A 12,521-nucleotide genomic window follows, 5' to 3' on the forward strand; every position below is an offset into this window, starting at 1 on the left:
TTGCCGTTTCTAAGAGCAGTACATGCTTGATGGTGGTGGTCTGATAATGAATAAAAACCAAACAATGCTTAAAAAGAAAAATATGTGGAACCATAATTGGAGCATTAAAAATGTATATAGAACTGGATAAACTTTTATCTGCTGATACAACGGTAGATTCGTGGTATGACGACGGGTGTTTGATTGCTAGTGAGATTCTCTCGGATTTTAGCCTGAACGATTGGGAAGAATTATCAAATCAGGTGCGCAATAAGCCAATAGAGTGGCAGCGGAAAATTGCGTATTGTCTGGATAATGAGTGCAATGAATATGAGTTGAAAATTTTAATGGATTTGTTGAATACTAATGATAAAGAACTATTTGAGATCTGTATTGATACATTGAGAAGTTTTCCAATTGAGCAAGGCAAAAAATTGATATTGGAGCATCCTCAAATTTTAGAACGTGTAAATCATTTGTTGGCTACTACTGCGAATACACCAGCAAAATTAGTTCTTCAAGATTTTCTTTCAAAAATAAATTCAAATTAGTTCGTTTTTAATGAGATTATGCAAAAAGACCTTGAATGGCTTAATACTTTTCAAGGTTTTGGTGTTATTGGACTTCAAGCCGAGAAAAAGGGGGATAAAAAGGGACCTTTTTTCCTAAGTGGATCATCGTATAATAGAGACAAGCAAAACGAACGTGAATATTTTGTCCAGAAGGAAGAACCTGCGGACGCTGATCATTGAGCACTATAAGTGCCTTGATTGGTGTCCGCTTTTTTTATTGAGAGACGCGTCTTTCCCTTATCAATGGCGTATCTGGACTGTTGAGGAATGTGGCCATACGAGAGGGACATTCTGAGCCTGGATAGCAGTTGGTCTGCGGCGGCCGTATCGAGGACAATTATTCATTTTATGATGATGAACTGTACGTGGCATCATCTCGGAGTGTAGTCATCATTTCAAAATCTATTTAAGCGAATAGCGTAAGGTGGTGCTTATTCGGCAAGGAGAGTATGAACATGAAGATCAGAGATTCTTTATCTGTAGACACAACGAAGCAATTAAAGCGCATTGCTCTTGGTTCTAATAAGTGGTTGTTGCGATTCAGAATCACAATGATTACATTTGTGGGCCAAACCTTATTCCTCAACGAAAAGTAGAAGGGAAATGGGTCACAATCAAGACGAATTCACCTAACCTGTTTAACCCAGCAGAGAAAAAGTATGATGAATTCGATATCAAGGAATCACTGGGTAACAAAAAAGGTACGTATCGATTCAAGGTTGATGTAGAGTGCTACGACAAGAATAGTAATCATGTTGAAACTGTTGGTACATTCTACACAAACGAATTTCACGTTAAATAAAACCAATGCACTGAATATCTTAAAATTTCCAAATCAGCTCCGATATAAGTTTAGGAGGTGATTCTTATGAATGAAATTAACGAATCAACAACATTCGGACAGAGTAAATACATACCAAGATATTTGAAACAATTTGGGAAGGATATGCATAAAGCAGATATTAATCAACAAACAGCATTCAAAAAGAGAATTAAAGAGAATCATGATAGTAAAAAAATAAAAATGCTTTTGGGTAGGATTGAAGATATGTTAGATAATCAGAAATCTTCTAATCACTTAACTACAGCCTTTTTTGGAATCGTGTCTTTTGGATTTGCAAGTTTAATGAATTATAGTATTAATCCAATAAAAGAAATACATGAAGCCGGGGGGACTGACCCCCGTTTTTGAGACAGGAATCAAAACACCTTTATACAGCCAATTGCCGATAGTTTATCGGTGATTGGTTGTTTAGTTTCGTTTGAATACGAATGTTGTTATCATAATAAATGTATTCTTTGACAGTGCGTTCTACGATGGTGGTCGTAGTGCGATCAATCCTGTTAAGATAGAACGTTTCAGACTTTAGTGAGGAATGAAACGATTCGATGGAGGCATTATCAGCGGGCGTCCCTTTACGGGACATGCTCATGGTAATGCCTTTTATATGAACAGCTTTCTGATACTCGTAAGATGTATACACAGAACCTTGATCGCTATGTAACACGCAATTCTCAGGAAGTGCTGGGAGCTGATTAAGTGTGTTTAAGATAAAGTCTGTGTCCTGCTTATCACCAATTGTAAAAGCAATCACTTCTCCATTATATAAATCCAATATACTGGAAAGGTACAATTGTTTCTGTCCATAAGGCAAATACGTGATGTCCGTGACTAGTTTTTCAAGAGGGCGATCAGACTGAAAATTCCGATCCAGTATATTACCAGCCACGGCATAGGGCTGCCCATTCTTCTTACGCTTTTTCATTTTAACCCGGCATTGCCACTGGTTTTTCTGCATGATACGTTGAACAGTTTTATGGTTAATACGCATTCCCATTTTTAGTATGGCTGTGATTTTCCGATAACCATATCGATACTTGTGTTTTCGGCACAACGTGCCGACCTGTTTCTCTAGTTGTCGTTTAGAATGATTCTGAGTCAAATCCTTTTTCCATCTATAATACGAAGTGCGTAAGATGCCTAAATGGACACAGATGTCCTGTACCGTCATCGTTTTGCAAAATTCTCCTACCAGTTTGATTGACGTTTCCTTATCAACTTCCTTTCCAATTCGTTGTACTTTTTTAAAACTTCATTCTGTTGACTCAAATAGCGATTTTCTGCCTGCAGTCTCTCTAATTCGGAAGAATACTCTGGACCCATTCCATAGGAATATTGTTTTCCAACAGGCTGTTCGAATCGGTGTGTATCCCCAGCCTTATGCCACCTCACCCATGTCTGAACCTGCGTCTTATTCTTGATATTCAATTTCTGCATGATCTCTTTCATAGGTACACCTGCCAATCTCATTTCTACAGCCTTCTGTTTGACTTCAGCCGGATAACTCACTCTTGTCCCCATAGAAAAAACACCTCCATGTTTTATTTCGGATCACAACGATCCGTTTTCAAACTTAAAGGTGTTTTTTATTTGTCTCATCTTTTGGGGTCAGTCCCAGCCATTAGCTTCAGTGTTTTAAAAAAGAGAATAAGTGTTCCTATAGAAAATGTTTTATAGTTGTTTCTACACCACTAAATTCAATATCACTTCTAAGCAATCATGTTTTGTAGAGGAAACGCTTCTTCTATGTAATAAATCTACCATAGAAAACACTTGTTACTTCTTGTGTTACAGTATACCTATGTTTAACTATTTACTGCCATGTCACTCCTATTTTAATGCGTTCTACACAAAACATACCTTTTATAAATACACATTATTGTATTTTGCGGGATACTGAAAACTTTTAAAATAAACACCTTGTCTTTACATATGTTGTAAATATCATGTTAAAATTATACAAAGGAAATGATAGCAAGGGGGTAATGGAATGTCGAATTTGATTTCTTCTGTCGATGTAGCAAACACTCTCAACAAATGGTATTTACATATTAAAAAGAGGGAAGTTTCACAAGCAGTAGAGTTGAGGGATGAGATTCAAGATATGTTAGGCGAAATGGAAGAAAATCAAGATGTTTTACTCTATTTCAATATTCTTGATTACAGGTTTAAGGTGCTTATGGAAGATTTAGTTGGGCAACCAACCATAACAGAAAGTGAAAGAGTCAAAACAGATGACATGCTAAGGTTTTACTTTTATCTTTTTAAAGGTATGTATGAGAGTGCAAAGAATAACTATTCAGAAGCTCTAGTCCTATTCAGAGTAGCTGAGAGACAACTGGACAAGGTACATGATGAAATTGAAAAGGCTGAGTTCCATTATAAAATTGGTACACTCTACTATTTCAATAAGGTCACGCTCCTTTCTCACCATCATCTACAAACAGCAAAGGACATCTACAAGGGTCATGAAGGCTACAGCATACAGACCATAAACTGTAATATGTTGTTGGCACTGAATTTGATTGATGATGGTAGACTAGACAAAGCTGAAAAAATGCTTTTGGATTGTGTTGAGAGACTGATTGAAAAGAACGATAAGAGATTGTTAGCGTTAGCTTATTATGATCTAGGATTTCTAAAAATTCAGGATGACCACCATATAGAAGCAATTGAATATTTCAACAAAGCAATTTCCGCAGATGATCTAAAACAGTCAGCTCCCGTTTCATACTTACAATGTGCGTATGAATTTGCAAGATCAAGCTATAAATCAAATCAGTTGGATCAGGCAATAAGTTGGGTTGCTGAGGGGAAAACCTTTTCTAAAGAACAGCAGAACACAAACTTTATTTTAAAATTCAATATCCTTGAGAAATGTTATACAACACCACAGGAAAGCTATGAGGACATTAAGAAAGAACTAGGTCTTTTGGAAGGAAGAAAAGCATATGTTGATATAGAGTCTTTAGCTCCTGATGTTGCCTCCATTTATAAGAAGTTAAATCTTTATGAAGAAAGTAACTATTTCTTGGAATTGGCTTTAAAATCTTGTACGCTTATAGGAAAGGAGGTCATATGATCATGAAAAAAATAATGATGATGATTACTACTGCTTTGCTATTAGGTACAATTCTTGGAATGCCTGTTGTACAACAAACTCAGGCAGATGCTAAAAATGAGATAGTGTTACTTTCCTCAAGAGGTGCAGGATCATAAAAGGGATAGGGCTTTAATTCATCACTGCGAAGTATAATTGGTTAAAAAACGATAAAATGGATTAAAGTGTCAGGCTCCTTATGGTATAAAAGAATATACCATAAAGGAGTCTTTTTTATATGAAAATATTAGGTGCTCCATTTGCTTTGATGGCAGCGTATAGAGATACTAAAAAAACAAATGAATTAATTAAGCTTTTTGAAGAGGAAACTTTCAGTGTCTGTTAGAGGAACTCTGGGTATTACCCAATTTCACTGTATATATTTATGCGAGAGCTGTATAAAGCATGGGATTCTGAAAAAACGAAAAAAATTTATGAAGAATTTCAGGATGTTTTTATGAAGAAAGAGAAGAAAACAATTTGAGGTAAAAACAAATATAGTACATACTTTCAATTTTGTTACTTAAATCCTAAATATGGCACTGACTGTAGAATGTTAAGACTGATTGTTTTATAATTTCACGGTAACATAACTTTCTCTGGATTGTAATTAAAAGTATAAAACGTAAGTGAAAGTCGGGGGATTTGGATGATAAAAAAAGAAGTTTTTCAAATAGTTTTGTTTACAGTCCTTTTGTCTATTTTTCTTTATCAAGGTGTACAAAGAGATTTTCCTTTTGAATATCTGATTACCTTAGTTGTGTGCTATGTTGCTGTAATAGTTTATAGAATTATAAAAGTAATGAAATATAAAAAGGAGCAAAGTACAGTTAAGTAGTTTGAGCTATTTTTGTTTGCGGTGTCCGCAATCACTATTGGGATCAGACGTTTGAGGTCATGGCTCTTTGGCATGTTGACATTAAGAATTATATAATGAACTAAATTTAACTTCGGAGGTGCTTTTATATGTCTATTCAAGTGGATGATGATGATGTTTTAGAGATGTGTAATATATATGCTCAAGAAACTCATCACAGAGAAGCATTGATTTTAGGAAACAGGAAGGGTCTATTGGAATTAAAAAATGCGATAGATCAGGCTTTGAAAAACGGCAGTGCTGTTGCAAATTTATACCCATCTGATTTTGAAGGGTATGAAACTTGTATTGCTCTAGTGGATGATGAAAAGCAGTTTGAGAAATTAATTACTCCTTATGTAGAGGAATATACACAAGATGATGATGCGATTGATCCAATTGATATTATTAAAGAGTACGATTCTAAAAAAGAAAAACCCTTATAATAGGGTTTTTCTTTTATTATTTAGTGGAGTATAGTTTCACCTTTCTTAGCTTTGTGTCTACTTGGAGTAAGGGGTGGAGAAAGTTCTTTCTTCACATGTAGGTGTGAAAATAAATGAATGGTAAACAGAATATTACAGGGTGGCATTACAAGCCCAAGTGATTTGAGATGCAAAATATTAATAAGTGTCTTAATGATTGCTATCATAATTTGATGAAGTTGTGATGGAGTTTGAACGTGAAAGTAATCTATTTGAGTACTGTCTACCGAAGTGTAGACTATAAGAGCAACTTTGCTAAATCATTTTTGAAAGGTCTTAAAAAATATGATATCGTTGAGAAAAAATTGTTGGGGGGATGTATATGAAAAGTACATTATACATGTTGTTAGGAGCCATCATTTTAACATATTTTACTTTGATTTTACCTTTTTCAAAAATATACAACAGTGGACTGTTTGAAGTATTGTCTTTTTGGTTCATTCTAATTTTTGTATTTTCTTATAATAATAAAAACCATACTTGAGATATTTACAGGTTTTTCTTTATATGGTAATGTGTGGGCGGAGGTGTTTGGGATGAAAAACAGGTTCATACTCATTTTACTAGCTTTCGTATTCTCATTGACAATGTTTGGGGGTATTTCAAGTGCAAAAAGTAAGGAAACTAAAGATAATACAAGCCAAGAACATTCAGTCAAACTTGAAGTTGTCAAGTCTACTACATATTATAATTCACTAGATGGAGAACGAATTGAATATAATTCTGAGAATGAAAAGCGGATTGCAAAAACAAAATTAGAGGACATAAAGAAGTATAAAAAGCTCACAGGAAAAAGTATTTCATACGATGATGTAGGATTGAAAGATAATGGTGATTTAGGAGAATCTGATAAAATACATACCTTATCATCTTTACCCCCAACCGATCCGGCAACAAATAGCAAACTGCTTATTTCTCAACAAGTTTTTTATAAAGGTACATCTGGAACTAATTATAAATATCAATATCATTCTTATGCCGAATGGTTTAAAAAGCCTGTTAACCATAAGAAAGATGTTTTTGCAGTAGCTTGGGATACATCTGCAGTCCCATTATCAGGTACTTTTGAGGGGTATTGGCAGCAACAAAAGGCCGTTGCTGACGGTAAAGGTGGTCTCACACATGTAACAGAAGATAAACAACTATCAGCTGATACAGACTCATACAAAAATTATGGTCATGGAGTTATTCTTTCACCTGGCTATGGAGATACTCAATTTATAACGATGGATAGAGATGTACTCATTCCAAAGTCTAAAAAAGGAGATCCTGCAAATATTATCACAAAATATCATCACACTTATGCAACAATAAATGGTATTTCCATTAGTGTTGGCCCAGCTTCAATAAGTTTTAGCGATAGTTGGGGAGATGATTTAGTTACAGAATACAGTTTTGTATATGGAGATAGATAAGAGAAGAGTGAAGCCCTTCTCTTTAGTAGGATTCCTTATTAATTCCTATTGATAACAGCATCTCATTCAATGAGTATGTTCAAACCCTTCAAAATTGGCTAAAAAACGATAAAGTGGATTAAAGTGTCAGACTCCTTATGGTATTCTAGTAAAAGAATATGCCATAAAAGGAGTCTTTTTTATATGAAAATATTAGATGCTCCATCTTTACTATCAGCTGTAGAACAGAGATCAAAGGCCTATCATGAGCTTCAAGAAGAAATGAAACTTGTGAAAAAAGCATTAAAAAGTGTGTCGGGGTTAGGTGATGAATTTACTGGAAAAGGTGCAGACAATATCAAATCTTTTTATGAGGATCTTGCGCTGTACACAGACGCTTATCTTGATTTTATCGATATGCAAAAGGCTTTTTTAGATGGAGTCAAAGGAAAGCTTGATGATGAATCATTAGGCGGGAGTACTTTTATTGATGAGCACTTTTTAGACACTCAATTGAAACAAGGGATTCAGAACAATAAAGATATGGTCAAAGAACAAAAAGAGGCACTTTCCACTATTTTTAATGATATTAGTGATTTAATTGAATTACATACTTTTTCAAGTAAAGAGGTCAATGAACATTTAGATGATGCGAACAAAAAAGAAAAGAGACCATTGAAGTTTTACATCAAATAGACAATGATTTAAAAACGGAATACGCAAAGTCAGAAGCGGTTGAGAACCACCTCAACACTTTTTATGCAAAGATGATGGCTGCTACTGGAAAAGGAAAGAATGCGCAGCCAATGTATTATGATGTAAAAGCATTTCATGAGACAGACGTGTACAAGGACCATGATCAGATTGATGCTCAAGTGAAAGCCTATTTAAAGGTGAAAAAAGAAGAAAAAGAAAAACGAAGAATTAAAGAATTGAAAGAAAAGCTCAATGATCCTTCGTGTCTATCAGAAGCGAAGTACTTTGAGATTGTAGATGAGATCGGTTATGAGAATCTCACATATGATCAAAAAATGTATTACAGCCAGCTTCTCCAAGGTTCTGGTGATATTGGTAATCTGGTGCCGATGAATTCGCAGATTAATCGTAGTGGCGGGAAATGGTATGAAATGGAACAGAAATGGAGAAAAGCATTAGCATCTGATCCCCCAAAGCGTGTAGAAGTTATAATTGAGCCGAAATATTTAAACGATTCAATTAGACCCTCTGAGTTTGGTGTGTTTTATAGCATAGAAGGAAAAGAAAAGTATCTAAATTATTGAAAATAAAATCGGAGGGTGAATAATATGGAAAACATAACAATAGATTCTATCTATCAAAAAATAGCTGAACTTATTCATGATAACATTCCAGTTGAATGGGAAAAAATACGAATGTATACGGAAGTGGTCAAACACGAAGCAGAAATAACTTTTTACTTTAGAAAAAAGGGGGATAAGGAGTTTATTTACGGGCACAATATACCTAAATTATTTAATATCAGTAGATCAATATATATGGATTTTTTAGTTGAATTAACACGATTATTTAGACAGTTAAAAACATTTTATGAAAAAAATAATTATGGTTCATGGACTAATCTCACGCTTGAGATGGAGCATTCAGGTAAATTCTCGATTGAATATGGGTATGAAGATATTTTCTCATTAGGTATTGATGGTGATCAAAGAATAGCCGTTTGGGAATACGAAACGTTCGGATTTCTACCTGAAGATGAGGAAGATAAAGAAGCTGTGCTAGATTATTTGAAAAATAAAGAAGAAAATAGCAAATGACCCTCCAAATAAATGAAGGAGGGTTTTTGTAATTCATAAGAATTTCTCATTTTACCTATTTAAACCGATAAACCGTCACTTCACACTCACCAAGGACCTCTTCTATCATCTCTCGAACAACCGTCCAATCGCCACCTGCCAAGCCGCAGCCGATCCCATAAGGAATGGCGATAGAATGAAGGGGATTCTCTTCATTTAGATTTGTCACTGTCTGTTTTAGATGTTCAAAGCAGCTGCGTAATGCGTCGTCATCTGTTTGTTTTGTTTTTCTTCCGTATCCAACTTGGGCGAATAAGTTGGCAATGGTTTTTCCGTCGCTCGTTGTGATGAACTGGACGGAGCTTAATAAATCATCTCCTTGTTCTGCACATAAACGTTTATAGTCTTTATACACATTTGGGTATTTGCTTTTGATTTGCTTTGCTAATCCTGCTCCCATGACACCCTTACAGTTCACTTGGTGACAGATGATATCTTCTTCTGCGTCTAAGATATTGCCTTCTACCGTTTTGATCATTTCAAGTCATCCCTTTTCAATAAAATGCAAACTTATGTTCTATTATATCAGTTTTGATGACATTATTTCATTACAAAAAGCGCTTGGAGTTTAAAAAATGGATACGTCCATGCGATCAAATGATCAAAAACAGTCCATGACATCTAAAATAGTGAAAGATAAAGAAGAAATAGTAAGGAGACCCTTATGGATAAAATAGAAACAAAACGGTTAATTCTTAGACCATTTCGCGATGAAGATGCACCTGGAATGCTTGCATACTTATCTCATCCAAGAGTAAATTGTTTTCTGGATGATCAAATCTCTACATTAGAAGAAGCGGTCGCTAAGGTGCAAAAAAGAAAAGCAGATCACTCTTATATGGCGATTTGTTTAAAAGAAAGTCAGTTGATTATCGGTGAACTGTTTCATTTAAAAGATGAGCCTGACACGTATTCAATTGGCTGGAATTTTCATGCGTTATATGAAGGGAAGGGATATGCCCGTGAAAGTGCAGAAGCTCTCTTGTCATATCTATTTGTCAATCAAGGAGCAAGGCGCTTATATGCATATGTAGAAGATGACAATGATCGATCTCAAACATTATGTGAGCGTTTAGGCATGAGGAAAGAAGGCCTCTTTCTTGAGTTTGTTTCATTTACTACAAATGAGGATGGCACACCTAAATATGACAACACCTATCAATATGCTTTGCTGAAAAAAGAATGGGAGCAGTTTCATTCTAAATAGTGCTTTGTTTCTTTGTATCCGGATGACAACGAAGTGACAAAAATGTGAGATGATCCCTTTATTTTGTTCGCTCGATCGATGTCACGGGCTTCTTTTTTCATTTATCCTTTTCCTAAACGAAGCAAAAGGAATGAAATGAGATGCAGGAGTTTAATGAACGGGTATTTCGGTCGATTAATCAACTTAGTATGAATCACGATGTCTTAAATCCAGTTCTTATTGGATTGGCTGAATATTCAGTGATGTTCATTGCGATCATGTTTTTGATCATGTGGTTTCAAAATCGGAGCAGAAGAAACAGATGGATGATGATATCTGCTGGGTTGACCTTTATCTTGGCAGAGATGTTAGGGAAAGTCGCTGGGCTCTTTTATTCCAATCAACAGCCCTTTGCAGAATTGAATCAAGTCAATCTTTTAATCGAAAAGGAAGTGAACAACTCTTTTCCGAGTGATCACACCATTTTTATTTTTTCCATTTGTATAGTCTTTTGGCTTTTCCACAAGCGTCGTATTTATTGGCTTTTCATTGCCTGCGCTGTAGGCTTTTCAAGGATTTGGGTAGGTGTTCATTATCCATTTGATGTGTTGGCTGGTGCTATGATCGCCTGTTTAACGGCAGTAACGGTTGTTTATTTGCCGCTATTCCAAAAGGGCGTTAGCCTGCTTCTGTCGTGCTATGAATGGGTGGAGCAGAAATGGACAGGAGAGAGAATCAAATAATATGTAAGTCCACGAAAAAACACCCCAATCTGTTATGACATCAGATCGGGGTGTTTATTATTTTCGCCAAAATGTGGAACAATCTGCTTTGTCTTCAATGTTAAATTCGATGATTTTTTTTAACAGAGGATAGTCAATCGGTAAGCTTTCCTTCATCCGAAACATCTTTTTTCCATGGTCATAACCAGCTTGTACAATATCTGCTGAAAAGTGATCAATCCCTTTTCCTTCTGGTGCGACAGAAATGTGGTGTTTTGCGACGCTAAATCCAATAATAAATGTGCCATGATCTGTGAACATGGGCTGATTCCAAGCAATTCTTGGCTCTAATTGAGGGAATGTGTCTGATATCCATTGTAAGATGTCTTGCATGCGCTGTTTCAGCTCTGGATGACTGATGTTACTTACATATTCTTTAAAAACCTGCATTGTTTTCATCCTCCATATTCATCAAGCCTCAGACGGGATTCGAACCCGCACTCCTTTCGTAAGCATAGGCTAGGGGGCAACACGCTTCCCTACGGAATTTCACCGACAGGAGTTTCACCTGTCTCAGCTCATTTGCTTTTCGGTGCTTCTGAAACCCTTGCCTTGCGACCCGCCAGCTACAATTGTTTTACGGCGCTCTTCCCTTCTAGAGCTACTGAGGCACGGAAAGTTCTTGTTCATATTATATAGAGAAACTTGAAAAATGAAAAGCTATGCTCATCATCTAATCCAATCGCACAAAATAGTCAAAGGCACATATGATAAAAGACCATATAGTTATGTATACAGCATGGAATTGGGCTGATTGTAAGTGACAAACCTGTTGATGAGTAAACTAAAAGAGATAAACAATCAAACAAAATTAGAAGGCTTTACTCACAAACGTTCGATGAGTTCTCCCTTTTTGCTCACCATGGAAGATGGGGAACCTTTTTACTCATGGGTGTTTTTTGAAAGAAGTGTGTTTAAGACTTGCTATTTTTCTTTGAGCTCTATCAATGAAAAGCAGAATTGTGTGGTGTTGGAACTTCTTGTACCGTGCTGCAATAGATCAACATGCTGTCAAAAAGTTTTGTATCGATCCAGTTCGAAAATTCTTGTAGATCTTTCTTTTTTATGTGGAATCATTGAAGTAGAGCTTCCTGTATATGATGCGCTTATTTTAAAAAACATAGAATCTCACCACATCTTTCTTTGTTTTTCCACAACGCCCAGTTCGGTGGAAGTATGGCGGAATGGAACAAAATTTCTCAATACGGCAACTGTTGTGTTGCATCATCAAGATCATCAGGATGTACCAGTCGCAATTAGGATTCACACTGGTACATTTTGTTATGATCTTCTTGTCCAAAAAGGAGAAAGTCGTGCGATTACTGTGAAAGATGTGAAATTTATCTTGAAATCTCCATCAACTGAAAATGTGCAAGCACGATTAGACATGCAAATCAACATGGTGCAAAGAAGAAAAATAAAGCTTTGAAGCTGTGATAATCGCACAATCATCCAATATCAATGGATCATAGTCTATCAAGACTAGGTTGAAGG

15 protein-coding genes and 1 pseudogene are annotated in these 12,521 nt (G+C 35.7%); 13 read left to right on the forward strand and 3 right to left on the reverse strand.

Annotation, left to right across the window (positions count from 1 at the left end):
- Window positions 1-110 precede the first annotated feature (110 nt).
- From NSQ64_RS09850 to NSQ64_RS09860, 3 genes are all read left to right on the forward strand, one after another.
- Window positions 111-530, forward strand: a complete 420-nt coding sequence (locus tag NSQ64_RS09850; RefSeq protein WP_268383516.1) for a hypothetical protein — start codon at window positions 111-113, stop codon at window positions 528-530.
- A 476-nt stretch (window positions 531-1,006) separates the two neighbouring features.
- Complete coding sequence (locus tag NSQ64_RS09855; protein WP_160282801.1) at window positions 1,007-1,147, forward strand: hypothetical protein; 141 nt, start codon at window positions 1,007-1,009, stop codon at window positions 1,145-1,147.
- Between the two features lie 272 nt (window positions 1,148-1,419).
- Complete coding sequence (locus NSQ64_RS09860; protein WP_341016251.1) at window positions 1,420-1,743, forward strand: hypothetical protein; 324 nt, start codon at window positions 1,420-1,422, stop codon at window positions 1,741-1,743.
- 19 nt (window positions 1,744-1,762) lie between these two features.
- Here NSQ64_RS09860 and NSQ64_RS09865 read toward each other — a convergent pair.
- Window positions 1,763-2,913, reverse strand: a protein-coding gene (locus NSQ64_RS09865) for an IS3 family transposase (protein ID WP_341016253.1) whose coding sequence is annotated in 2 segments (ribosomal slippage) — window positions 1,763-2,640 and window positions 2,640-2,913 — 1,152 coding nt in all. Because the reading frame shifts where the segments join, the coding sequence is not laid out codon by codon here.
- A gap of 469 nt (window positions 2,914-3,382) precedes the next feature.
- On the opposite strand from NSQ64_RS09865, the gene NSQ64_RS09870 reads away from it, so the two are divergent.
- From NSQ64_RS09870 to NSQ64_RS09900, 7 genes and pseudogenes are all read left to right on the forward strand, one after another.
- Window positions 3,383-4,474: a Rap family tetratricopeptide repeat protein gene (locus NSQ64_RS09870; protein ID WP_041507240.1), complete on the forward strand. Its 1,092-nt coding sequence runs from the start codon at window positions 3,383-3,385 to the stop codon at window positions 4,472-4,474.
- 2 nt (window positions 4,475-4,476) lie between these two features.
- Complete coding sequence (locus NSQ64_RS09875) at window positions 4,477-4,611, forward strand: hypothetical protein (RefSeq protein ID WP_255817035.1); 135 nt, start codon at window positions 4,477-4,479, stop codon at window positions 4,609-4,611.
- A gap of 847 nt (window positions 4,612-5,458) precedes the next feature.
- On the forward strand, window positions 5,459-5,794 hold the full coding sequence (locus NSQ64_RS09880; protein WP_041507239.1) for a hypothetical protein: 336 nt from the start codon (window positions 5,459-5,461) through the stop codon (window positions 5,792-5,794).
- Window positions 5,795-6,369: 575 nt separating this feature from the next.
- A complete protein-coding gene (locus NSQ64_RS09885) occupies window positions 6,370-7,248 on the forward strand; it encodes a hypothetical protein (RefSeq protein ID WP_341016257.1) in 879 nt (292 codons plus the stop codon).
- A gap of 183 nt (window positions 7,249-7,431) precedes the next feature.
- Window positions 7,432-7,973 (forward strand): annotated as a pseudogene (locus tag NSQ64_RS09890) (T7SS effector LXG polymorphic toxin); the annotation flags it as partial.
- Between the two features lie 60 nt (window positions 7,974-8,033).
- On the forward strand, window positions 8,034-8,507 hold the full coding sequence (locus NSQ64_RS09895; protein WP_341018283.1) for a DNA/RNA non-specific endonuclease: 474 nt from the start codon (window positions 8,034-8,036) through the stop codon (window positions 8,505-8,507).
- A gap of 24 nt (window positions 8,508-8,531) precedes the next feature.
- Entirely contained in the window at window positions 8,532-9,020 is a 489-nt protein-coding gene (locus tag NSQ64_RS09900; protein WP_268382046.1) for an immunity protein YezG family protein, read from the forward strand.
- A 55-nt stretch (window positions 9,021-9,075) separates the two neighbouring features.
- Here the strand turns inward: NSQ64_RS09900 and NSQ64_RS09905 are convergent, their stop codons facing one another.
- Window positions 9,076-9,537, reverse strand: a complete 462-nt coding sequence (locus NSQ64_RS09905; RefSeq protein ID WP_072367228.1) for a macro domain-containing protein — start codon at window positions 9,535-9,537, stop codon at window positions 9,076-9,078.
- Window positions 9,538-9,723: 186 nt separating this feature from the next.
- On the opposite strand from NSQ64_RS09905, the gene NSQ64_RS09910 reads away from it, so the two are divergent.
- Window positions 9,724-10,266, forward strand: coding sequence for a GNAT family N-acetyltransferase (locus NSQ64_RS09910; RefSeq protein WP_024720416.1), 543 nt, complete (start codon window positions 9,724-9,726; stop codon window positions 10,264-10,266).
- 140 nt (window positions 10,267-10,406) lie between these two features.
- Window positions 10,407-10,988: an undecaprenyl-diphosphatase gene (locus NSQ64_RS09915; protein ID WP_341016264.1), complete on the forward strand. Its 582-nt coding sequence runs from the start codon at window positions 10,407-10,409 to the stop codon at window positions 10,986-10,988.
- A gap of 57 nt (window positions 10,989-11,045) precedes the next feature.
- Here NSQ64_RS09915 and NSQ64_RS09920 read toward each other — a convergent pair whose 3' ends face one another.
- On the reverse strand, window positions 11,046-11,417 hold the full coding sequence (locus NSQ64_RS09920; protein ID WP_024720418.1) for an iron chaperone: 372 nt from the start codon (window positions 11,415-11,417) through the stop codon (window positions 11,046-11,048).
- 385 nt (window positions 11,418-11,802) lie between these two features.
- On the opposite strand from NSQ64_RS09920, the gene NSQ64_RS09925 reads away from it, so the two are divergent.
- A complete protein-coding gene (locus tag NSQ64_RS09925; RefSeq protein WP_024720419.1) occupies window positions 11,803-12,456 on the forward strand; it encodes a CotZ-related putative spore coat protein in 654 nt (217 codons plus the stop codon).
- Window positions 12,457-12,521 lie beyond the last annotated feature (65 nt).

The organism is Bacillus sp. FSL W8-0183, assembly GCF_038006825.1.
Taxonomy (GTDB): Bacteria; Bacillota; Bacilli; order Bacillales; family Bacillaceae; genus Bacillus; species Bacillus altitudinis.

Excerpts from the sequence above, each read along its gene's own strand:
- NSQ64_RS09850 (WP_268383516.1), top strand. The coding sequence starts at position 111 with ATGTATATAGAACTGGATAAACTTTTATCTGCTGATACAACGGTAGAT.
- NSQ64_RS09855 (WP_160282801.1), top strand. The coding sequence starts at position 1,007 with ATGAAGATCAGAGATTCTTTATCTGTAGACACAACGAAGCAATTAAAG.
- NSQ64_RS09860 (WP_341016251.1), top strand. The coding sequence starts at position 1,420 with ATGAATGAAATTAACGAATCAACAACATTCGGACAGAGTAAATACATA.
- NSQ64_RS09870 (WP_041507240.1), top strand. The coding sequence starts at position 3,383 with ATGTCGAATTTGATTTCTTCTGTCGATGTAGCAAACACTCTCAACAAA.
- NSQ64_RS09875 (WP_255817035.1), top strand. The coding sequence starts at position 4,477 with ATGAAAAAAATAATGATGATGATTACTACTGCTTTGCTATTAGGTACA.
- NSQ64_RS09880 (WP_041507239.1), top strand. The coding sequence starts at position 5,459 with ATGTCTATTCAAGTGGATGATGATGATGTTTTAGAGATGTGTAATATA.
- NSQ64_RS09885 (WP_341016257.1), top strand. The coding sequence starts at position 6,370 with ATGAAAAACAGGTTCATACTCATTTTACTAGCTTTCGTATTCTCATTG.
- NSQ64_RS09895 (WP_341018283.1), top strand. The coding sequence starts at position 8,034 with ATGTATTATGATGTAAAAGCATTTCATGAGACAGACGTGTACAAGGAC.
- NSQ64_RS09900 (WP_268382046.1), top strand. The coding sequence starts at position 8,532 with ATGGAAAACATAACAATAGATTCTATCTATCAAAAAATAGCTGAACTT.
- NSQ64_RS09905 (WP_072367228.1), bottom strand. The coding sequence starts at position 9,537 with ATGATCAAAACGGTAGAAGGCAATATCTTAGACGCAGAAGAAGATATC.
- NSQ64_RS09910 (WP_024720416.1), top strand. The coding sequence starts at position 9,724 with ATGGATAAAATAGAAACAAAACGGTTAATTCTTAGACCATTTCGCGAT.
- NSQ64_RS09915 (WP_341016264.1), top strand. The coding sequence starts at position 10,407 with ATGCAGGAGTTTAATGAACGGGTATTTCGGTCGATTAATCAACTTAGT.
- NSQ64_RS09920 (WP_024720418.1), bottom strand. The coding sequence starts at position 11,417 with ATGCAGGTTTTTAAAGAATATGTAAGTAACATCAGTCATCCAGAGCTG.
- NSQ64_RS09925 (WP_024720419.1), top strand. The coding sequence starts at position 11,803 with ATGAGTAAACTAAAAGAGATAAACAATCAAACAAAATTAGAAGGCTTT.